Here is a 19,830-nt window from a genome sequence, read left to right on the forward strand (position 1 = left end):
AGGAGCATCATGAGCACCCTGGAAATCAAGAACCTCCACGCCTCCGTGGAGACCCCTGAGGGCACCAAGCAGATCCTCAAGGGAGTCGACCTGACCATCAACTCGGGCGAGACGCACGCCATCATGGGCCCCAACGGCTCCGGCAAGTCGACCCTGGCCTACTCGCTGGCGGGCCACCCCAAGTACGAGATCACCGAGGGTTCGGTGACGCTCGACGGCGAGGACGTCCTCGCGATGAGCGTCGACGAGCGTGCCAAGGCCGGCATGTTCCTCGCGATGCAGTACCCCGTCGAGGTCCCCGGCGTGTCGGTGTCGAACTTCCTGCGCACGGCCAAGACCGCGATCGACGGCGAGGCCCCCAAGCTGCGCACGTGGGTCAAGGACGTCAAGAAGTCGATGGACGACCTGCGCATGGACTCGTCGTTCGCCGAGCGCAACGTCAACGAGGGCTTCTCCGGCGGTGAGAAGAAGCGCCACGAGATCCTTCAGATGGAACTGCTCGCGCCGAAGATCGCCGTGCTCGACGAGACCGACTCCGGCCTCGACGTCGACGCGCTGCGCATCGTGTCTGAGGGCGTGAACCGTGTGAAGGACAACACGGGCCTTGGCATCATGCTCATCACCCACTACACGCGCATCCTCAAGTACATCCAGCCCGACTTCGTGCACGTGTTCGTCAACGGTCAGATCGCCGAGCAGGGCGGCCGCGAGCTCGCCGACCGCCTCGAGGCCGAGGGCTACGACCGCTTCCTGGCCTCGGCCTAAGGAATCGTCATGCACCTGCCCGATCTGCGCGCGGACTTCCCGCTCCTGACCCGCACGGTCAGGAACGGGAAGGACCTCGTGTACCTCGACTCCGGCGCGACCTCGCAAAGGCCGCAGGCGGTACTCGACGCGGTGAGGGACTTCGAGGAGCGCCACAACGGTGCCGTCGCGCGCGGCGCCCACCTGCTCGCGGAGGAGGCGACCGGCCTGTTCGAGGCCGCTCGCTCCTCCGTGGCCACGCTCGTGGGTGCCTCGTACGACGAGATCGTGTGGACCGAGAACGCGACGGCGGCGATCAACCTTGTCGCGTCCGGCATCGGCAACGCCACCTCGGGCATTGGCGGTGAGGAGGTGGCCCGCTTCCGCATCGGCCCCGGCGACGAGATTTGTGTCACCGAGACGGAGCACCACGCGAACCTGGTGCCGTGGCAGCAGCTCGCGATCCGCACCGGCGCGACCCTGCGATGGATCCCCGTCGACGACCTGGGACGCCTGGTGCTCGACGAGCTCGAGACGCTCGTCACGGAGCGCACCAAGGTCCTCGCGTTCACCCACGTGTCGAACGTCACGGGTGTCATCTCGCCCGTCGCGACCCTGGTCGCGCGCGCCAAGGCCGTGGGTGCCTTGACCGTGCTCGACGCGTGCCAGTCGGTGCCGCACCTGCCGGTCGACGTCAAGGATCTCGACGTGGACTTCGCGGCCTTCAGCGGCCACAAGATGCTCGGCCCCACCGGCATCGGCTCGCTGTATGGTCGCAAGGAACTGCTGGATGCGCTGCCGCCGTCGGTCTTCGGCGGGGGAGCGGTGACCATCGTCTCGATGGAGTCCACCGCTTGGCACGAGGCGCCTACGCGCTTCGAGGCGGGCACGCAGCCCGTCGCCCAGGCAGTGGGGATGGGCGCGGCGGCCGAGTACCTCATGGAGCTTGGCATGGAACGCGTCGAGGCTCACGAGCGCGAGATCGGCCACCTGCTGCGTCAGGGCGTGTCCGAGATTCCCGGGGTTCGTCTGTTGGGCCCCGTGGGCAGCGCCGACGAGCGTGACGTCATCGGCCTGGCCGCCTTTGTCGTCGACGGCGTCCACCCCCACGACGTGGGGCAGTTGCTCGACGACAGGGGAGTCGCCGTCAGGGTGGGCCACCACTGTGCCCAGCCCCTGCATCGGCGCTTTGGCGTGACCGGCTCGACCCGGGCCAGCGCGCATGTCTACACGACCCCCGCCGACGCCGAGGCGTTCCTCTCGGCGCTGGCGGAAGTTCCCGCGTTCTTTGGAGTGAGCGTATGAGCAGCCTCGAACAGATGTACCAGCAGGTCATCATGGACCACGCCCGCGCCGGCCACGGTCGCGGATTGAAGGACCCCGGCCTCATCCACGTGGGTGAGTCGCACCAGGTCAACACCACGTGCGGCGACGAGATCACGCTGCGCGTGGGCCTCGACGGCGACACCGTCTCCTCGGTGTCGTGGGAGGGCCAGGGCTGCTCCATCTCGCAGGCCTCCGTGTCTGTGCTCAGCGAGCTGGTCGAGGGCGAGCCCCTCGCGACGGCCGAGGAGACCATGGAGGCCTTCCGCGAACTGATGCAGTCCAAGGGCGAACCGCTCGACGACGATCGCGAGGATCTGCTGGGCGACGCGACCGCCTTCGTCGGAGTGGGAAAGTACCCGGCGCGCATCAAGTGCGCCATGCTGGGATGGTCGGCGTTCAAGGACGCCGTTATCCGTGCAGGAAAGGATCAGGCATGACCACCGAAACAACGACCCCCGCGAACGCCGCGGATGTCGAGGAGGCGCTGCGTGACGTCATCGATCCCGAGCTCGGGATCAACGTCGTCGACCTGGGCCTCGTCTACGGCGTGGCCCTGGACGAGAATCAGCACGCCGTCATCGACATGACCCTCACCTCGGCGGCCTGCCCGCTGACCGACGTCATCGAGGACCAGGCCGGCCAGGTCCTCGACGGGATCGTCGACGGCTTCCGCATCAACTGGGTGTGGATGCCGCCGTGGGGCCCCGACAAGATCACCGACGACGGCCGCGAGCAGTTGCGAGCGCTCGGGTTCAACGTCTAACGACGCAAGACGCATAGAGGTGAGGGCCGATGCCCTGGGTGACCACGGCATCGGCCCTCACCTTTTTCTCGTTGCACGCCCGCCACTCGTGGCGCACATGAGGACACTTGCGCCAGGGGCGGGGTGGGGCAGCTAGAAGCCCAGCCGTCCCGTGGCGAGCGCCCAGACGCCGATCACGGCGCCGACGGTCACGGCGACGCACAGTGCCGCCTCGAGACGGGTGAACACCGCGAGCCCGCGCTCGCGCCTGGCGCGCACATACATGAGCGTGGCAGGCGCGTAGACGATGAGGGCGATCAGGACGTACTGCAGGCCCATCGCGTAGACCAGGTAACAGGTGTAGACGAACGCTCCCGCGGCGAGGGCGATCGCGCCGGCGCGGCTGCCGCCGCCGAGCGCCAGTTTCAGTGCGAAGGCCGCCGTGAGGAGGTAGGGCAGGATCGTAATGGCGCTCGTGAGCTCGAGCGAGAAGTCGAAGGCATCCTCGGAGAAGAACGCGAGGACGAGAAACACCTGGGTCAGGCCGGACGTGGCCAGGAGCGCGCGGATCGGCACCCCCGCACGGTTCACCCGGGTCAGGGTGCGTGGAGCATCGTCACCCGTGGCCGCAGCGAACAGCACCTCGGCGCCCAGCAGCGTCCACGCGAGGTAGGCGCCCAGCACCGAGATCAGCAGGCCGATGCCCACCATCCAGCCGCCCCAGGGCCCCACGGCCGCCTCGATGACGCCCGCCGCCGAGGGCTGGCGGAGGCTCGCGAGCTCCTCGCGTGGCAGCACTCCGTAGGACAGCATGGTGACCGCGACGAAGAGTGCGAGAACGCCGAGGAAGCCGGTGACGGTGGCGCGCCCCACGTCCTCGCGGCGCCGCGCATAGCGCGAAAAAACGCTCGCGCCCTCGACTCCGAGGAAGACAAAGACGGTGACGAGCATGGTGGCGCGCACCTCGTCGGCTAGCTCGCCCACCGAGTGCGTGGTCGAGGCCCACAGGTTGTCGGTGAAGGTCTCCCACGAGAAGCCCGCGAAGGCAATGACGATGAGGAACAGTGCCAGTGGCACGAGCTTCGCGATGGTGGTGATGGTGTTGATCGCCGCGGCGGTGTCGATGCCGCGCGCGATCACCACGTGAAAGATCCAGATGCCCGCCGATCCAAGCGCGAGGGCCACGAACGTGTCGCCCTCGCCGAGCGCTGGCATGACGGCGCCGAGCGTCGAGGAGATCAGCACCCAATAGGTGACGTTGGCGATGCACGCGCCTGCCCAATAGCCGAACGCGGAGAAGAAGCCCACGTAAGGGCCGAACCCTGCCTTCGCGTAGGCGAAGATGCCCGAGTCCAGGTCGGGGCGCGCCTTGGACAGCCGCTCGAAGATGAGCGCCATCAGCAGCATGCCGCCGCCCGCGATGGCCCAGGCGATGAGGGCGCCGTAGACGCCCGTGGCCTCGGCGAAGGTGGACGGCAGCGAGAACACTCCCGCGCCCACCATGGAGCCCACGACCATCGCCACCAGCATGGGCAGCGACAGCAGGCGCGTGCGGCCCTCGGCAGGTGAGGCCGGCGCCGCGGAGGTCATGATGCCGCCGAGGTCATGATGCGGCCCTGTCGCGCCGGCGCGAGCGGCGTCCCGAGCGCTTCGCGGTGCCCGGCGCCGTCTCAGGCTCAGCGTCGACCTGGTCGCCCTCCTCGCCAATGCCGCGGGCATGAATGGCCTGGCCGAGGTCGAGCGCGAAGCCCACGGTGCGGGTGGTTGTGGGGTACACGATCGCGCGGATGTTGCGGTCGAACCCGCGTGCGCGGGCGGCCTGGCGCGACTCGAGGTAGATTTCGGCCACCTCGGGAAGGGCGCGCAGCATCATCGCGAACATGAGGCCCAGCGTCTCGGGCGGCAGGACCGCGCGCAGCGGACGGGCCATGACCGAGACGAAATCGAGCATCGCCGTCATGGACGTGGATGCCGCGACGGCCAGCGCGAGCGCGACCACCGCCACGAGGTCCGCCGTGACGTCCACGGCACGCCACCAGTCGCCGCGCCACAGGTGGATGGACGCCGTGAGCGCCGCGACCACGAGCGTGCCCGCCATCGCGATCACGGTGGTGCGCGCGGGTGGCTGGGTTGATGCCAACAGGAGCAGGCACGCGGCCATGATGCCGAGCGAGCTGATGGGGTCGTCGAGCATGATCACCGCGACCGTCGCCGCGAGCAGCAGCGCCACCTTGAACCACGCGGGAGTGTGGTGCAGGGGGGTCTCGCGCGCCCGGTACAGGCCGGTGGGGGTGATCACGGTGAGGGCGTCCGCGTGGTGCGACCGAACATGAGGTCGCGATAGAAGCGCACGGCCTCCGTGGGGTCGCCGTCGAAGGCGACCGAGCCGTCGTCGATGACGATGGTGCGTTCGGCACGCGCGGCCGAGTCCAGGTCGTGGGTCACCTCGATGAGCTGCACGGGAAGCGAGCGCAGCAGCGCGCCCACGTGCGCGCGCCAGCGCAGATCGAGCAGAGTCGTGGGCTCGTCCGCGACGAGGATCGACGGGGTCACGGCGAGCACGCCGGCGAGCGCGAGCAGCTGGCGCTGGCCTCCGGAGAGCGACCCGACCGCGACGTCCGCGCGGTCGCCCAGGCCCATCTCGTCGAGCGCGTCGAGCGCCGCGCGGGTGCGCTCGTCCTTGTTCTTGATGGTGCGTCGCAGCGACAGCATGACGTCCTCGACGCCCGTGGGCATGATCAGCTGTGCGGACGGGTCGGTGAAAAGAAAGCCCACCTTGCGGCGCACCTGGGGACCCTTGCGGGCCACATCCAGGCCATCGACCTCGACCGATCCCGTGGTCGCCGGGATGAGGCCGTTGATCATCCTCACCAGCGTCGACTTGCCGCCGCCGTTCGCACCGATGACGGAGATGCGCCGCTCGGTGAGTGTCAGCGAGGTGGGCTTCAGGATCGTCACACCCGTATCGGGCGCGGTGACGCCCGCGTCCTTGAACTCGATCATGGGGTCAAGGCTATGCGGTGGCGCGCGCCTTCCGAGAATCGGGGGCCGATGCCGCGGGCCGGGCGGGCGGCAACAGGCGAGGGTAGGCGCGGTGAATGACCGCGGCGACACCGGCGGCGATCGCGACCTTGACGACGTCGCCGACCATGAAGGGTGCCATGGCGACCGTGGCATCGGCCAGGCTCAGGCCCGTACGCACGGACAGCCACGGGATGCCGACCGCGTACGTTACGGGGATCGACGCGAGCCCCGCGAGCAGCAGGGTCGGGTATCCGAGCCGGCCCCGTCGGCGCGCCGCCATCGTAAGCGCGCCGACGAGACCCGCGGCCGGGATGAATCCCAGCAGGAAGCCGCCCGTGGGGCCCGCGAGGACTCCCAGGCCGGCGGACAAGTTGGCGAAGACCGGGGCACCCGCGAAACCCACCAGGATGTACAGCACCACCGCGGCCATGCCGCGCCAGGGACCCAGGCACAGCCCCGCGAGCACGACGGCCAACGTCTGCAGGGAGAACGGCACGCCGAACGCGAGCGTGATTTCGGGCACCAGGGTGGACGCCGCAATGAAGGCTGCGAACACGGCGATCAGGGCGATATTCGCGCCGGACAGAGCCTCACGAGGGGACACGGTTCTCCTGGGGGGATTGTGCTGGATAATGGGTGGGCGCCCAACCTACCCAGGCCGGCCACGGCATCGGCCGCCGCCACGGTACGGGCGCGCTTTGTTGTATAGATCCCACTGTTTTCCCTAGCTGGAGGCCAGATCCTTCGTGATCTCCGCACAGAATCTTGAGATGCGCATCGGCGCTCGCGTGTTGCTGCACCCGACGTCGTTCCACGTCAACGCCGGCGACCGCATTGGCCTGGTGGGCCGCAACGGCGCCGGTAAGACGACGATGACGCGCATCCTCGCGGGCGAGGGGCAGCCGTCGGGCGGCTCCGTGACGCACAAGGGCACCGTGGGATACCTGCCGCAGGATCCCCGTTCGGGCGACCTCAACCAGATCGCGATGGATCGCATCCTCGCGGCGCGCGACCTCGCGGGGCTGATGGCCAAGATGCGCGAGGCCGAGGAGGCCATGGGAGGCGCCGACGAGAAGGCCGCCGCCAAGGCCATGGACCGCTACCCGGCTCTTGAGGAGCGCTTCCGCGCCGCCGGTGGATACGCCGCCGAATCGGAGGCCCACCGCATCGCCTCCAACCTTGGGCTCGACGACCGCATCCTGGGCCAGCCTCTCCACACCCTCTCGGGAGGCCAGCGCCGCCGTGTGGAGCTCGCCCGCATCCTCTTCTCCGACGCCGAGACGCTGCTGCTCGACGAGCCCACCAACCACCTCGACGCGGACTCGATCGTGTGGCTGCGCGATTTCCTGCGCCAGTACTCGGGCGGTCTCATCGTGATCTCCCACGACGTGGACCTGGTGCGCACCGTCGTCACCAAGGTGTTCTATCTCGATGCGAACCGCGGCCAGCTCGATCAGTACGCGATGGGCTGGGACCTGTACCTGCGCCAGCGCGAGGACGACGAGAAGCGCCGCCACACCGAACGCCGCATCGCCGAGAAGAAGGCCGGCGCCCTGGTCGCCCAGGCCGAGAAGATGCGCGCCAAGGCGTCGAAGGCCGTCGCAGCCCAGCAGATGCTCAAGCGTGCGGAGAAGCTGCTCGAGGGCACCGAGACCGAGCGCGTGAGCGACAAGGTCGCGTCCCTGCGCTTCCCCACGCCCGCGCCGTGCGGCAAGACGCCGCTGAGGGGCTTTGGGCTGTCGAAGAGCTATGGCTCGCTCGAGGTCTTCATGGACGTGGACCTCGCGATCGACCGCGGTTCGCGCGTGGTGATCCTGGGCTTCAACGGCGCGGGCAAGACCACGCTGCTGAAGATCCTCGGCGGCGTCGAGCAGCCGGACACGGGCGAGGTGGAGGCCGGTCACGGCCTGAAGATCGGCTACTACGCGCAGGAGCACGACACGCTCGACATGGATGCGACCGTGGCGGAGAACATGCGCCACGCCGCCCCCGACCTGGGCGACACCGAGGTGCGCAAGGTCCTGGGGTCGTTCCTCTTCTCGGGCGACGACGCTGACAAGCCCACGCGCGTGCTCTCGGGCGGTGAGAAGACGCGGCTCGCGCTCGCGACGCTCGTGGTGAGCCAGGCCAACGTGCTGCTGCTCGACGAGCCGACCAACAACCTCGATCCCGCCTCGCGCGCCGAGATCCTGAACGCGCTGAAGACCTACGAGGGCGCCGTGGTGTTGGTGACGCACGACGAGGGCGCAGTCGACGCCCTCGAGCCCGAGCGCGTGCTGCTGCTTCCCGATGCGGACGAGGATCTCTGGAACGACTCGTACCGCGACCTCATCGCGCTCGCGTAGGGCGGCGCCGGGCTAGAGCGCGTCCTCGATCTCCTCGTCGCTGAGCTCCGCGCGGCGCCCGCGGCCACTGCGGCGCGGCTCGCGGGGGGCCCGCGCCGCGGCTGGCTCGGTCGTGTCACCCTCCACCTCAGCGTCCCGGCGTAGCAGCAGCACCGCGCCGATGGGCGCGAGCGCCGCGAAGATCCACCACTGCACGGCGTAGGACAGGTGCGGGCCGGTGGAGATGTCTGGCAGCGGCACCTGCGCGCCCGCGAGGGTTTCGGCACACGACCCCCCGTCGCACGCCTCGCGAATCATCAGATAGCCAGGCACCATCTCGCCTGCGGGCTGTTCCAGCTGCGACGGCGTGATGCGCGACACGGAGGATGTGGCCTCCTTGCCGTCGTCCTCCTCCCACGCGCGGACGATTCCGGTCACCGTGACCTCGCCGTCGGGATAGGTGGGCAGCTCGGGGTCTTCGTTGGGGCCCGGCTGCTCGATCCACCCGGCAGATACCAGCACGGAACGCCCGTCGTCGGTGTCGAGCCACGCAAGAAACTGCCACGCAGCGGTCGAGTCGATGGGACGGCCCCGAAGGATCGTGGTGGTGTCCTGCTCGAAGGTTCCGGTCACGGTGACGGTGCGCCACTCGGCGTCGTCGGGAAGCACGTCGGACCCGGGAGGGATGACCTCATCGAGGTCCGCCACGGGAGCCTCGGCGGCGGCGTCATAGGCGGCCACGGCATCGGCCTTGAACTGGTGACGGTGCAGCTGCCAGAAGCCCAGCATGATCGCGACGGCGCTCACCGCGAGCGCGACGAGCATCGTCAGCGCGATGCGGGCGAGCGAGGGGCGGCGGGGCACCCCCCGATGGTAGTCGCGCGGCCGCACGGCGCCGGTCCACTACCGTGGCACCCATGACACGACATGTTCTTGTGACGGGAGCCAACCGCGGCATCGGCCGCTCGATCGCGACGGCCTTCGTGGCCGCCGGCTACACCGTCAGCTCGATCCACCGCAGCGGCAACCTCCCCGAGGGCGTCCACTCCGCGATCGCCGACATCACCGACACGGACGCCGTCAACGCCGCGTTTGACGCGCTCGAGGCCGAGCACGGTCGCGTGGAGATCCTCGTCGCCAACGCGGGCATTACCAAGGACGGGCTGCTGATGCGCATGTCCGACGAGGACTTCGAGACGGTCCTCGACGTGAACCTCGCCGGCACGTTCCGCTGCGTGCGACGCGCCACGAACTCGATGCTGCGCCAGCGGTTCGGCCGCATCATCCTCGTGGGCTCCGTGGTGGGCCTCATGGGCAACCCCGGCCAGGTCAACTACTCCTCGTCGAAGTCCGCGCTCGTGGGCATGGCGCGCTCGATCACCCGGGAGGTGGGCGGGCGCGGCATCACCGCGAACGTCATCGCGCCCGGCTTTATCACCACCGACATGACCGATGAGCTGCCCGAGGACGTCAAGAAGCAGTACGAGGCGTCGATCCCCGCCAAGCGCTTCGGCGCCGCGGAGGAGGTCGCCGCCGCGGCCGTCTACCTCGCGTCCGACGCCGCCGGCTACGTCTCTGGCGCCGTCCTTCCCGTCGACGGCGGCCTGGGGATGGGTCACTAACAGGCGGCCGATGCCGTGGCGCGGTCGGCGTCCCGGCTCACGCCTCGCTCACTAGACACAGCGTCAGGGCCCCGGAACCTCACGGTTCCGGGGCCCTGACTCTTTGCTAGGTGACGTCAGTCGCGCGCAGTGCCCTGCTCGTCGCCCTCGACGTAGGCGGGGGAGGCGACCGGGTTGGCGGCGTCGCGCCAGCGCGTGATGGCGGCCATCAGGTGATAGGCGATGAGGGCGGCGGCGGTGCCGAGGATGATGCCCTCGAACTGGAGGTCACCCACCTGCCAGGTGTAGTTCGCGGCGCCGATGATGAGCGCCACGCCGGCGGGGATGAGGTTCACGGGGTTACCGAAGTCGACCTTGCCCTGGCCCCAGATTCGCGCGCCGAGCACGGCGATCATGCCGAAGAGCACGGTGGACAGGCCGCCCAGCACGCCCGCGGGGGTCGCGGCGATGAGCGCGCCGACCTTGGGCGACAGGCTCAGCAGCAGGGCGAACAAGCCCGCGCACCAGTAGGCGGCGGTCGAATACACGCGCGTGGCGGCCATGACGCCGATGTTCTCGGCATACGTGGTGGTGCCCGAGCCTCCGCCCAGCCCGGCGACGGTGGTGGCGACGCCGTCGGCGAGCAGCGCGCGGCCCGTGATGGGGTCGAGGTCCTCGCCGGTCATGGCGGACACGGACTTCACGTGGCCGATGTTCTCCGCGATGAGCACGAAGATGACCGGGAGGAACATCAGCATGACGGATGGGTCGAAGGTGGGGGTGGCGAAGTCCGGCAGGCCGATCCAGGCGGCGTCCTTCACGGCGGTGAGGTCGTACTCGCCGTTCAGCGCCGCGACGATGCAGCCCACGACGGTGCCCAGCAGGATCGACAGGCGCCCCAGGATGCCGCGGAACAGCACGGTGATGAGGATGACCGCAAGCGCGGAGACCAGTGCGGTGCCGAGCGACGCCTCGACCATGCCCCACGCCGCGGGCGCGAGGTTCAGGCCGATGAGCATGACGATGGCGCCCGTGACCACCGGGGGCATGGTCACCTCGATCCAGCGCGTGCCCGCGAAGTGAACGACGACGCCCACGAGAGCGAGCAGTAGTCCCGTGGCCACGAGCCCGCCCAGCGCCGCTGACTCGCCGCCCGAGGCGACGGCCGCCGTGATGGGCGCGATGAAAGCGAAGGACGATCCCACGTACGACGGCAGCCGGTTGCCCGTGATCAGCAGGAACAGCATGGTGCCGACGGCGGAGAAGAAGATGGTGGTGCTCGGCGGGAAGCCGGTCAGCAACGGCACCACAAAGGTCGAGCCGAACATCGCGAGCACGTGCTGGGCTCCGAGGCCGATGGTGCGCGGCCAGGTGAGTCGCTCACGTGGGGTGACCACGGCATCGGCCGCAATCGCACGGCCGTCGCCGTGAAGTGTCCAGGACATGAGTGCCATTCGTCTGTCTCCTTGAGGCAGTGTCTCCCGGCGCACCGCGCGCCCCCGGCGCACAATCTACTGGCTCACCGGGGCGCGCCGTGGCCGCGCGGGCCGTCCGGTGCCGACGGCGCTAGGCTCGTCACGGATAAGGAGAGACTTCATGGGAATGCTTGATGGCAAGAACATCCTGGTGACGGGGGTGCTGACCGAGGGCTCGATCGCCTTCGAGGTCGCGCGACTGTGCCAGGAACAGGGTGCAACGGTGGTCCTCACGGGCGTGGGCCGTTCGCTCAAGATCACCCAGGCGATGGGACGTCGCCTGCCGGTCGAAGCTCCGGTCGTGGAGCTCGACGTCACCGACGCCGAGCATCTCGCGGCGCTCGCGGACAAGGTGCGCGAGCACGTCCCCCACCTGGACGGCGTGGTCCACTCGATCGGCTTCGCGCCTCAGTCCGTCATGGGCGGCAACTTCATGAGCGGCGAATGGGAGGACGTGTCCACCGCGGTGCACATCTCCTCGTATTCGCTCAAGGCCCTCGCGCAGGCGGCGCTGCCGCTGATGGTGAAGGGCTCGTCCATCGTCGGTCTTACCTTTGACGGCCGCTTCGCGTGGCCCGTGTACGACTGGATGGGCGTCGCGAAGGCGGCGATGGAGGCGGTCAACCGCTACCTCGCCCGCGACCTGGGCCAGCACGGCATCCGCGCCAACCTGGTCTCGGCCGGGCCCATCAAGACCACCGCCGCGAAGCACATCCCCGGCTTCGAGCAGATGGAGGGCGTGTGGGCGGACCGCGCGCCGCTGGGGTGGGACTCGTCGGCCACCGTGCCGACCGCCCGCACCGTCACCGCATTGCTATCCGACTGGTTCCCGGCCACCACGGGAGAGATGATCCACGTGGACGGTGGCGTCCACGCGATGGGACAGTGACTATGCCGACCCTCATCATCGCCCGCCACGCCAAGGCCGAGAACCCCGCGGACTACGGCAACGACATGGACCGGCCGCTCGAGCTCATCGGGCGCCAGGCCTCCACCAAGCTCGGTCAGGAGCTCGCCGCCGCGGGCTACGTGCCCACGCTCGCCTTCGTCTCCCCGTCGCTGCGCACGCAGCAGACGTGGAAGCTCATGGCCTCCGCGTTCGGCGAGGTCGACACGCGCGTCGAGGACGACCTGTACGAGACGGACGTCGAGGGCCTCGTCGACGTCGCCCGCACCTCCGGGGACGCCGAGGTCGTCGTGATGGTGGGGCACGAGCCCACCTCGTCGGCCTCGACTGCATTCCTCGCCGGATCGGGCTCCGACACCGCGTCGCTGAAGAACATCGCCCTGGGGCTCAACACCGGCTGCGCCGCCGTGCTCGAGTACGACGGCGACTGGGCCGACCTCGGCTCGTCCTCGGCACGGCTTGTCAAGGTGATCTCGGGCCGCGACGTCTGACGACTGTCAACCGCGAAAGGCGGGCCGATGCGGTGGGTGACCACCGCATCGGCCCGCCTTTTGTCGGTAGACCCGTTAGCGCTCGATGACGTCGAGAACGGCCGCGAGGGTGGGCGCGTTCACGGCGACATCCGCCTGTTGCTGCACCACCGGCTTGGCGTTGAAGGCGATGCCGAGTCCAGCCGCGGCCATCATGTCGAGGTCGTTCGCGCCGTCGCCCACGGCGACGCAGTCGGCAGGCGTGATGCCCAACTCGGTTGCATACTCGCGCAGCGCCTGAGCCTTCGCGGCCCGGTCGATGACGGGGCCCACAGTGCGTCCGGTGAGGCGGCCGTCGGCCACCTCGAGCCGGTTGGCGCGGAAGTGCGCGATACCGATGCGAGCCGCGAGAGGCTCGACGACCTCGGCAAAACCACCCGAGACGAGCGCCGCGGTCCAGCCCTCGCCCTGGAGCGTCGAGACCAGCTCCTCGGCGCCGGCGGTGAAGCGCACCTCGGCGAGCACGTCGGCGAACACGGACTCCTCGACGCCCTCGAGGGTTGCGACGCGCTGGCGCAGCGACTCGGCAAAGTCGATCTCGCCGCGCATCGCGGCCTCGGTGACGGCCGCAACCTCGTCCTGGGTGCCCGCGCGCGCGGCAATAAGCTCGATGACCTCTGACGTGATGAGCGTGGAGTCCACGTCCAGGACGATGAGGCGTCCCGTCATGAGGTGACGACCGTGCCCTTGGGCACCACCGTGATGCCGGACTCGGTGACGGTGAAGCCGCGTTCAAGGTCGGCCTGACGGTCGATGCCCACGCGGGCGCCTTCCTCGATGATGACGTTCTTGTCGAGGATCGCGCGGTGGACCTGGGCGTGACGGTTCACGATGACGTGGTCGAGCAGCACCGAGTCGGAGACCGTGGACCACGAGTGCAGGCGCACCCCGGGGGAGAGCACCGAACCCGTGACGGTCGCGCCCGAGACGATCACGCCGGGGGAGACGATCGAGTCCGCGGCGTGGCCCAGGCGGCCCTCCTCCGAGTGGATGAACTTCGCCGGCGGCTCAGTGATGAGTCCCTGGTGCAGCGGCCACTCGTGGTTGTACACGTTGAAGATCGGCTGCACCGCGATGAGGTCCAAGTGGGCCTCGTAGTACGAGTCGAGCGTGCCGACGTCGCGCCAGTAGTTGCGGTCGCGATCGGTGGAGCCGGGCACGTCGTTGTCGACGAAGTCGTAGAAGCCGCACGTGCCCTTGTCGACAAAGTGGGGGACGATGTCGCCGCCCATGTCGTGCTTGGACGTGGCCGACTCGGCATCGGCCTTCAGCGCCTCGAGCAGCGGGCCCACGGAGGCGACGTAATTGCCCATGGACGCGAGCACCTCGTGCGGGGAGTCCGGCAGGCCCTCGGGCTCGGTGGGCTTCTCGAGGAAGGCCTTGATGAAGCCCGGGCGCTCCTTGTCGACGTCGATCACGCCGAACTGATCGGCGAGCTCGATGGGCTGGCGGATGCCCGCGACGGTGAAGTCCGCGCCGGTGGCGATGTGGGAGTCCACCATCTGCGAGAAGTCCATGCGGTACACGTGGTCGGCGCCCACGATGACGACGATGTCCGGGCTCTCGTCCTCGATGATGTTGACGGTCTGATAGATCGCGTCGGCCGAGCCCAGGTACCAGTGCTTGCCGCGTCGCTGCTGAGCGGGCACCGGCGCCACATAGTTGCCCAGCAGCGGCGACATGCGCCAGGTGCGGGCGATGTGACGGTCCATCGAGTGCGACTTGTACTGCGTCAGCACCACGATGTGCAGATAGCGTGAGTTCACCAGGTTGGACAGGGCGAAGTCGACCAGTCGGTAGGTGCCGCCGAAGGGGACGGCGGGCTTGGCTCGGGCCGCGGTGAGGGGCATCAGGCGCTTGCCCTCACCTCCGGCCAGGACGATGGCGAGAACTTTCGGCGCTGGCATAAGCCCAGCATAGGCGCCATGCCCGGCGAGTGAACAGGTCACACGCCCAGGACGCGGCTAGCGTGGAGCACATGCGAGCCGACATCCTCACCCGCGAGTACCCGCCCCACGTCTACGGAGGCGCCGGCGTCCACGTGACGGAACTGGCCGCCGTGCTGCGCGATCACATCGACGTGACCGTGCGCGCCTTCGACGGCCCCCGCGAGGAGGACGGCGTGGTCGGCTACGACCCGCTCGGGGGCGGCGTGGGCGATGCCTCCCTCGACGTCCTCGCCCACAACCTGCCCATGGCGAAGGACTGCGAGGGTGCTTCGCTGGTGCACTCGCACACGTGGTACGCCAACATGGCCGGCCACCTCGCAGCCAAGCTCCACGGCATCCCTCACGTGATTTCCGCGCACTCGCTCGAGCCGCTGCGCCCTTGGAAGGCCGAGCAGCTGGGCGGCGGCTACCAGGTGTCCTCGTGGATCGAGCGCACCGCCTACGAGAATGCCGACGCGATCATCGCCGTCTCCGGTGGCATGCGCCGCGACGTGCTGCGCTCCTACCCCAACGTTGACCCCGACAAGGTCCACGTGATCCACAACGGGATCGACGTGGACGCCTGGGCGGCGCCGTCGAGCGACGAGGAAAGGCAGGCGGCCGATGCCGTGGTCGCCGACTGGGGGATCGACCCCTCCCGTCCGGCGCTCGTCTTTGTGGGCAGGATTACACGCCAAAAGGGCCTTCCGTACTTCCTCCGTGCCGTCGAGTCGCTACCTCCCGAGGTGCAGATCGTCCTGTGTGCAGGCGCCCCCGACACCAAGGAGATCATGGCCGAGGTGACGGGGCTCGTCGAGGAGTTGCGGGCCAAGCGCGACGGCGTGATCTGGATCGACAAGCACCTGCCGCGCCCCGAGCTCGTGGCGGTGCTCGACGCCTGCAGCGCGTTTGTGTGCCCCAGCGTGTACGAGCCGCTCGGCATCGTGAACCTTGAGGCCATGGCCGTGGGCCTGCCCGTGGTCGCCACGGCCACCGGCGGTATCCCCGAGGTGGTCGTTCACGGCGAGACCGGCATCCTGGTGCCCATCGACCAGGTCGATGACGGCACCGGCACGCCCAAGGACCCGGACGCGTTTGTCGCCGACCTGGGTGCGGCTCTGGCCGACGCGGTGTCGGACCTTGACCGTGCCCGCGAGTGGGGAGCGGCGGGTCGCGCGCGAGCGACCGAGCACTTCTCGTGGCACACCATCGGGGAGCGCACCCTGGCTCTCTACCAGGAACTCACGGACTAGGCTGAACGCATCATGACCGAGGTGCTGAGGTTCCAGGGCGTGGGGCTGCGTCGCTCCGACAACGCCATCCTGTCCGATATCGACTGGAGCGTGGACTCCGCCGACCGCTGGGTCATCCTGGGCCCCAACGGCGCGGGCAAGACCTCGCTGATCTCTATCGCTTCGGCTCGCATGCATCCGAGCACCGGCGAGGCCACCATCCTCGACGCCACTTTGGGCCGCTCGGACGTCCAGGACCTGCGCATCCGCGTGGGGCTGACGTCTGCGGCGCTCGCGGACCGCATCCCGGCCGACGAGACCGTGCTCGACGTCGTCATGACCGCCGCGCATGGTGTGACGGGTCGCTGGCGCGAGGAGTACGAGGACGTCGACATCGAGCGTGCCGAGGCGCTGCTCGCAGCCTTCGGCATGCAGGGCTTCGCCGATCGCCGCTTCTGGACGCTGTCCGAGGGCGAGCGCAAGCGTGTCCAGATCGGCCGTGCGCTCATGGCCGACCCCGAGCTGCTGCTGCTCGATGAGCCCGCCGCAGGGCTCGACCTGGGAGGCCGCGAGGAACTGCTCGGGGCGCTCACGGAGCTCGCCGGTGACTATCGCTCACCCGCGATGGTGCTCGTAACACATCACGTGGAAGAGATTCCCGTGGACTTCACCCACGCCATGCTGCTGCGCGAGGGGCGCATTGTCGCCGCGGGGCCGCTGAACGAGACCATCACGTCCGAGAACCTCTCCGCGACCTACGGCATGCCTGTGGTGCTGACCGAGGTCGAGGGCCGCTGGGCGGCCCGCCGGGGCTGATCCCGTGAGGATCTCCGCTAAGGCCGACTACGCGGTACGGGCCGCGGCCGAGCTGGCCGCCGCCGCGGACGAGGGCCCGCGCACGTCCGAGGAGCTCGCGGCCGCGCAGCAGATTCCGCGCAAGTTCCTCGAGGCGATCCTTACGGCCCTGCGTTCCGAGGGACTCGTGGTGAGCCAGCGCGGCCTGGGCGGTGGCTACCGCCTGGCGCGCCCGGCCTCCGAGATTTCGGTGGCGGATGTGGTGCGCGCCGTGGACGGCCCCCTGGTCTATGTGCGCGGGGAGAGGCCCTCCGAGCTCGACTACCAGGGACCGGCGGCGCCGCTGCTCGAGGTATGGGTCGCGCTGCGCGCCAACGTGCGCGCGGTCCTGGAGGCGGTCACGCTCGCCGATCTGGCAGGCGGTGCGCTCCCAGCCGATGTGCGGGCGCTGCTCGCCGACGAGGGGGCCTGGACCCATCCCCAATAACCTACTTGTTAGATAGGTATTGTTTCCTACTAGGGAAGTAGGTAATGTGGGGGATGTGGCGATGAGGATCGCCGCCGGCGCCGGCGCGCCGATCTCCCCGGGAGGTGGCCATGCGCTCCCTCATTGTTCTCGCCCTCATCGGCTTCGGAGCCCAGCTCGTCGACGGCTCGCTCGGCATGGCCTACGGCGTCACGTCCACCACGCTGCTGCTGGCGGCGGGGATCAGCCCGGCGGCGGCATCGGCCACCGTGCACCTCGCGGAGGTGGGCACCACGCTCGCGAGTGGCGCGGCCCACTGGAAGCTGGGCAACGTGGACTGGCGGGTGGTGAGACGTGTGGGTATCCCCGGCGCCGCGGGCGCCTTCCTGGGGGCGACGGTGTTGTCGAGCCTGTCGACCGAGGTCGCCGCGCCCGTCATGGCGGTGGTGCTGCTCGCGCTCGGCGTGTACGTCCTGCTGCGCTTCACGCTGTGGGGCGTGCGCGTCGCTCCCGACCGGCGGCCGCTGGGCAAGCGCTTCCTGGCCCCCTTGGGCCTGGTTGCTGGATTCGTCGACGCCACGGGTGGCGGCGGCTGGGGTCCCGTCGGCACCCCCGCGCTGCTGGCCTCGGGACGCATGCAGCCGCGCAAGGTGATCGGGTCCATCGACACGAGCGAGTTCCTGGTGGCGCTCGCCGCGTCGCTCGGCTTCCTGCTGGGGATCGGCACCGCGGGCATCGACGCCGGGTGGGTGCTGTCGCTGCTCGCCGGCGGCCTGCTCGCGGCGCCCATCGCCGCCTGGCTCGTGCGCATCGTCCCGCCGCGCCTGCTGGGCGCCGCCGTGGGTGGGCTCATCATCCTCACCAACACGCGCACGCTCATCCGCGCGGAGGTGATCCCGGTCGCCGGCGCGGCGCAGGCCGCCGTCTACGCCGCGATCGTCGCGCTGTGGATCGGCGCCGTGGCATGGTCCTGGCGGGCGCACCGCCGCGACACCATCGCGGCACGCACGGCGTCTCCCGCGCTCGCGGCGGAGTAACCCGCGCCCCCCGGGGCGCTGCGTACGGACCCCGACCCGAGCATCGGCCGCCCCCCTCGCGGCCGATGCTCGTCGTCGTCCCCGCGGCCGATGCCGCCGCCGCGTCACCCCTGCTAGGTTTCGAGGCAGGAGGTGGTCCGCGTGGATTCCATGTGGTGGTTCATCGGGGCGATGGCCCTCGGCATCGTCGAGGTCTTCACCCTCGACCTCACGTTCGCGATGCTGGCTGGAGGAGCCATCGCGGGCGGCGCGGCCGCATTGCTGGGTGCGCCGTTGTGGCTGTGCATCATCATCGCCTGCGTGGTCGCGGCGCTGTTGCTGTTCGCGCTGCGCCCATACCTGCTGAAGTCGCTGCGCCGCAAGGGTGAACTGATCGAGACCAACACGGCCGCGCTCGTGGGCGCCGCCGCCCGTGCGCTCGACGTTGTCACCGAGACCAGCGGCCGCATCAAGGTGTCCGGCGAGGTCTGGAGCGCGCGCACTGAGGACGACGCGCCCGAGATCCTCGAGGGAACAGAGGTCACCATCGTGGCCATTAGAGGGGCGACGGCGATCGTCGCTCCGGAAAAGGGGGAGTGACGTGACCGTCACCCAAGTCATTGCGATCGTGCTCGCGATCGCGTTCGCGCTGTTCGTCATCGTCGCGATCGCGCGCGCCATCCAGATCGTTCCGCAGGCCGAGACCCGCGTGGTCGAGCGCCTGGGTCGCTACAGCCGCACCATGCAGGCCGGCATGCACCTGCTGGTCCCGTTCATCGACAAGGTGCGCCAGAAGGTCGACATGCGCGAGCAGGTCGTGTCCTTCCCGCCGCAGTCCGTCATCACCTCGGACAACCTCGTCGTCGAGATCGACACCGTCATCTACTTCCAGGTCACGGACGCCCGCGCGGCCGTCTATGAGATCGCCAACTACATCGTCGGTATGCAGCAGCTCACCGTCACCACGATCCGTAACGTCATCGGCACCATGGACCTCGAGCAGACGCTGACGAGCCGCGACCAGATCAACGGCCAGCTGCGCTCGGTGCTCGACGAGGCGACCGGCAAATGGGGCATCCGCGTGGGACGCGTGGAGCTCAAGGCGATCGACCCGCCGCTGTCCGTCAAGGACTCGATGGAGAAGCAGATGCGCGCCGAGCGTGACCGTCGCGCCGCGATCCTCACCGCCGAGGGGGTCAAGCAGTCACAGATCCTCGAGGCCGAGGGACAGAAGCAGTCGGCGATCCTCAAGGCCGAGGGTGACGCGCAGGCCGCGATCCTCACCGCCGAGGGTGAGGCGCGCGCGATCCTGCAGGTGTTCGACGCCATCCACGAGGGCGACGCCGACTCCAAGCTGCTCGCCTACCAGTACCTCCAGGTGCTGCCCGAGATTGCGAAGACCGAGTCCAACAAGATCTGGTTTGTGCCCACCGAGTTCACCGGCGCGCTCAAGTCCATCTCCGCGGCCTTCGGCCAGGAGGAGGAGCTCGAGCCCCTGGGGCGCGACCCCGAGCGCGGCAAGGAGCGCAAGTCGCGCATCACCTCCGCCCTGACCGATCCCGCCGAGGCGTTGCGCCTGGCCAAGCAGGAGGTCGAGGACGCCACGTCCGACGCGACCGACTCGGGCACCCGCTCGGGCCGCCCCTTCGACCCGGACGCGGAGCGCGGCCAGTAGCCAGCGTCCGCACCACCTCAAGCGCCCCATGGGACGCTCACCGTC

Annotated in this window: 22 protein-coding genes; 14 read left to right on the top strand and 8 right to left on the bottom strand. The window is 69.4% G+C overall.

The features are described from left to right. Window positions 1-9 precede the first annotated feature (9 nt). From sufC to B7K20_RS11440, 4 genes are read left to right on the top strand one after another with little or no spacing between them, the layout of a single operon-like run. Window positions 10-765, top strand: coding sequence for a Fe-S cluster assembly ATPase SufC (sufC, locus tag B7K20_RS11425; protein WP_084078517.1), 756 nt, complete (start codon window positions 10-12; stop codon window positions 763-765). Window positions 766-774: 9 nt separating this feature from the next. Continuing rightward, window positions 775-2,049 (top strand): aminotransferase class V-fold PLP-dependent enzyme, encoded by a 1,275-nt coding sequence (locus B7K20_RS11430; protein ID WP_084102655.1) that lies wholly within the window; start codon window positions 775-777, stop codon window positions 2,047-2,049. Continuing rightward, window positions 2,046-2,507, top strand: a complete 462-nt coding sequence (sufU, locus tag B7K20_RS11435; protein ID WP_084102656.1) for a Fe-S cluster assembly sulfur transfer protein SufU — start codon at window positions 2,046-2,048, stop codon at window positions 2,505-2,507. The genes B7K20_RS11430 and sufU overlap by 4 nt, the downstream gene beginning before the upstream one ends. Continuing rightward, complete coding sequence (locus B7K20_RS11440; RefSeq protein ID WP_084102657.1) at window positions 2,504-2,833, top strand: metal-sulfur cluster assembly factor; 330 nt, start codon at window positions 2,504-2,506, stop codon at window positions 2,831-2,833. Before sufU ends, B7K20_RS11440 begins: the two co-directional genes overlap by 4 nt. Before the next feature lie 132 nt (window positions 2,834-2,965). On the opposite strand, the gene B7K20_RS11445 is transcribed toward B7K20_RS11440, so the two are convergent. The 4 genes from B7K20_RS11445 to B7K20_RS11460 are packed head-to-tail and all read right to left on the bottom strand — an operon-like array spanning window position 2,966 to window position 6,440. Next, window positions 2,966-4,402, bottom strand: a complete 1,437-nt coding sequence (locus tag B7K20_RS11445; RefSeq protein ID WP_084102658.1) for a basic amino acid/polyamine antiporter — start codon at window positions 4,400-4,402, stop codon at window positions 2,966-2,968. 13 nt (window positions 4,403-4,415) lie between these two features. After that, the gene (locus B7K20_RS11450; RefSeq protein ID WP_084102659.1) at window positions 4,416-5,111 is read right to left on the bottom strand and encodes an energy-coupling factor transporter transmembrane protein EcfT; all 696 of its coding nucleotides are present in this window, start codon (window positions 5,109-5,111) and stop codon (window positions 4,416-4,418) included. Next, the gene (locus B7K20_RS11455; RefSeq protein WP_084102660.1) at window positions 5,108-5,815 is read right to left on the bottom strand and encodes an energy-coupling factor ABC transporter ATP-binding protein; all 708 of its coding nucleotides are present in this window, start codon (window positions 5,813-5,815) and stop codon (window positions 5,108-5,110) included. The genes B7K20_RS11450 and B7K20_RS11455 overlap by 4 nt, the downstream gene beginning before the upstream one ends. Window positions 5,816-5,825: 10 nt before the next feature. Beyond that, window positions 5,826-6,440, bottom strand: coding sequence for a biotin transporter BioY (locus B7K20_RS11460; RefSeq protein ID WP_144018662.1), 615 nt, complete (start codon window positions 6,438-6,440; stop codon window positions 5,826-5,828). 166 nt (window positions 6,441-6,606) lie between these two features. On the opposite strand from B7K20_RS11460, the gene B7K20_RS11465 reads away from it, so the two are divergent. Beyond that, the gene (locus B7K20_RS11465) at window positions 6,607-8,181 is read left to right on the top strand and encodes an ABC-F family ATP-binding cassette domain-containing protein (RefSeq protein WP_371327887.1); all 1,575 of its coding nucleotides are present in this window, start codon (window positions 6,607-6,609) and stop codon (window positions 8,179-8,181) included. Between the two features lie 12 nt (window positions 8,182-8,193). Here B7K20_RS11465 and B7K20_RS11470 read toward each other — a convergent pair whose 3' ends face one another. Further along, window positions 8,194-9,024: an SURF1 family protein gene (locus B7K20_RS11470; RefSeq protein WP_084102663.1), complete on the bottom strand. Its 831-nt coding sequence runs from the start codon at window positions 9,022-9,024 to the stop codon at window positions 8,194-8,196. Between the two features lie 53 nt (window positions 9,025-9,077). Here B7K20_RS11470 and fabG point away from each other — a divergent pair, with 53 nt between their 5' ends. Further along, window positions 9,078-9,782: a 3-oxoacyl-ACP reductase FabG gene (gene fabG, locus B7K20_RS11475; protein ID WP_084102664.1), complete on the top strand. Its 705-nt coding sequence runs from the start codon at window positions 9,078-9,080 to the stop codon at window positions 9,780-9,782. Window positions 9,783-9,898: 116 nt separating this feature from the next. On the opposite strand, the gene B7K20_RS11480 is transcribed toward fabG, so the two are convergent. After that, window positions 9,899-11,215, bottom strand: coding sequence for a uracil-xanthine permease family protein (locus tag B7K20_RS11480; RefSeq protein WP_084102665.1), 1,317 nt, complete (start codon window positions 11,213-11,215; stop codon window positions 9,899-9,901). 142 nt (window positions 11,216-11,357) lie between these two features. Between B7K20_RS11480 and fabI the strand changes: the two genes are divergently transcribed. Beyond that, window positions 11,358-12,125 (top strand): enoyl-ACP reductase FabI, encoded by a 768-nt coding sequence (fabI, locus tag B7K20_RS11485; protein ID WP_084102666.1) that lies wholly within the window; start codon window positions 11,358-11,360, stop codon window positions 12,123-12,125. 2 nt (window positions 12,126-12,127) lie between these two features. Then, window positions 12,128-12,634: a histidine phosphatase family protein gene (locus tag B7K20_RS11490; RefSeq protein ID WP_084102667.1), complete on the top strand. Its 507-nt coding sequence runs from the start codon at window positions 12,128-12,130 to the stop codon at window positions 12,632-12,634. Between the two features lie 75 nt (window positions 12,635-12,709). On the opposite strand, the gene serB is transcribed toward B7K20_RS11490, so the two are convergent. Continuing rightward, window positions 12,710-13,342 carry a phosphoserine phosphatase SerB gene (gene serB / locus B7K20_RS11495; protein WP_084102668.1) on the bottom strand — a complete coding sequence of 211 codons (633 nt, stop codon included), beginning with the start codon at window positions 13,340-13,342 and terminating at the stop codon, window positions 12,710-12,712. Then, window positions 13,339-14,580 carry a glucose-1-phosphate adenylyltransferase gene (gene glgC / locus B7K20_RS11500; protein ID WP_084102669.1) on the bottom strand — a complete coding sequence of 414 codons (1,242 nt, stop codon included), beginning with the start codon at window positions 14,578-14,580 and terminating at the stop codon, window positions 13,339-13,341. The genes serB and glgC overlap by 4 nt, the downstream gene beginning before the upstream one ends. Window positions 14,581-14,651: 71 nt before the next feature. Here glgC and glgA point away from each other — a divergent pair, with 71 nt between their 5' ends. From glgA to B7K20_RS11530, 6 genes are all read left to right on the top strand, one after another. Beyond that, the gene (gene glgA, locus B7K20_RS11505) at window positions 14,652-15,854 is read left to right on the top strand and encodes a glycogen synthase (protein WP_084102670.1); all 1,203 of its coding nucleotides are present in this window, start codon (window positions 14,652-14,654) and stop codon (window positions 15,852-15,854) included. Between the two features lie 12 nt (window positions 15,855-15,866). Next, window positions 15,867-16,649, top strand: coding sequence for an ABC transporter ATP-binding protein (locus tag B7K20_RS11510; RefSeq protein WP_084102671.1), 783 nt, complete (start codon window positions 15,867-15,869; stop codon window positions 16,647-16,649). A 4-nt stretch (window positions 16,650-16,653) separates the two neighbouring features. After that, window positions 16,654-17,115: an Rrf2 family transcriptional regulator gene (locus tag B7K20_RS11515; RefSeq protein WP_084102672.1), complete on the top strand. Its 462-nt coding sequence runs from the start codon at window positions 16,654-16,656 to the stop codon at window positions 17,113-17,115. A 110-nt stretch (window positions 17,116-17,225) separates the two neighbouring features. Then, complete coding sequence (locus tag B7K20_RS11520; protein WP_084102673.1) at window positions 17,226-18,131, top strand: sulfite exporter TauE/SafE family protein; 906 nt, start codon at window positions 17,226-17,228, stop codon at window positions 18,129-18,131. Between the two features lie 150 nt (window positions 18,132-18,281). Further along, window positions 18,282-18,710, top strand: a complete 429-nt coding sequence (locus B7K20_RS11525; RefSeq protein ID WP_084102695.1) for an NfeD family protein — start codon at window positions 18,282-18,284, stop codon at window positions 18,708-18,710. 1 nt (window position 18,711) lies between these two features. Beyond that, the gene (locus B7K20_RS11530; protein WP_084102674.1) at window positions 18,712-19,785 is read left to right on the top strand and encodes an SPFH domain-containing protein; all 1,074 of its coding nucleotides are present in this window, start codon (window positions 18,712-18,714) and stop codon (window positions 19,783-19,785) included. Window positions 19,786-19,830: the final 45 nt, after the last annotated feature.

It is taken from the genome of Demequina sp. NBRC 110051 (assembly GCF_002090055.1).
Taxonomy (GTDB): Bacteria; Actinomycetota; Actinomycetes; order Actinomycetales; family Demequinaceae; genus Demequina.

Excerpts from the sequence above, each read along its gene's own strand:
- sufC (WP_084078517.1), top strand. The coding sequence starts at position 10 with ATGAGCACCCTGGAAATCAAGAACCTCCACGCCTCCGTGGAGACCCCT.
- B7K20_RS11430 (WP_084102655.1), top strand. The coding sequence starts at position 775 with ATGCACCTGCCCGATCTGCGCGCGGACTTCCCGCTCCTGACCCGCACG.
- sufU (WP_084102656.1), top strand. The coding sequence starts at position 2,046 with ATGAGCAGCCTCGAACAGATGTACCAGCAGGTCATCATGGACCACGCC.
- B7K20_RS11440 (WP_084102657.1), top strand. The coding sequence starts at position 2,504 with ATGACCACCGAAACAACGACCCCCGCGAACGCCGCGGATGTCGAGGAG.
- B7K20_RS11445 (WP_084102658.1), bottom strand. The coding sequence starts at position 4,402 with ATGACCTCCGCGGCGCCGGCCTCACCTGCCGAGGGCCGCACGCGCCTG.
- B7K20_RS11455 (WP_084102660.1), bottom strand. The coding sequence starts at position 5,815 with ATGATCGAGTTCAAGGACGCGGGCGTCACCGCGCCCGATACGGGTGTG.
- B7K20_RS11465 (WP_371327887.1), top strand. The coding sequence starts at position 6,607 with ATGCGCATCGGCGCTCGCGTGTTGCTGCACCCGACGTCGTTCCACGTC.
- fabG (WP_084102664.1), top strand. The coding sequence starts at position 9,078 with ATGACACGACATGTTCTTGTGACGGGAGCCAACCGCGGCATCGGCCGC.
- B7K20_RS11480 (WP_084102665.1), bottom strand. The coding sequence starts at position 11,215 with ATGGCACTCATGTCCTGGACACTTCACGGCGACGGCCGTGCGATTGCG.
- fabI (WP_084102666.1), top strand. The coding sequence starts at position 11,358 with ATGGGAATGCTTGATGGCAAGAACATCCTGGTGACGGGGGTGCTGACC.
- B7K20_RS11490 (WP_084102667.1), top strand. The coding sequence starts at position 12,128 with ATGCCGACCCTCATCATCGCCCGCCACGCCAAGGCCGAGAACCCCGCG.
- serB (WP_084102668.1), bottom strand. The coding sequence starts at position 13,342 with ATGACGGGACGCCTCATCGTCCTGGACGTGGACTCCACGCTCATCACG.
- glgC (WP_084102669.1), bottom strand. The coding sequence starts at position 14,580 with ATGCCAGCGCCGAAAGTTCTCGCCATCGTCCTGGCCGGAGGTGAGGGC.
- glgA (WP_084102670.1), top strand. The coding sequence starts at position 14,652 with ATGCGAGCCGACATCCTCACCCGCGAGTACCCGCCCCACGTCTACGGA.
- B7K20_RS11510 (WP_084102671.1), top strand. The coding sequence starts at position 15,867 with ATGACCGAGGTGCTGAGGTTCCAGGGCGTGGGGCTGCGTCGCTCCGAC.
- B7K20_RS11520 (WP_084102673.1), top strand. The coding sequence starts at position 17,226 with ATGCGCTCCCTCATTGTTCTCGCCCTCATCGGCTTCGGAGCCCAGCTC.
- B7K20_RS11525 (WP_084102695.1), top strand. The coding sequence starts at position 18,282 with ATGTGGTGGTTCATCGGGGCGATGGCCCTCGGCATCGTCGAGGTCTTC.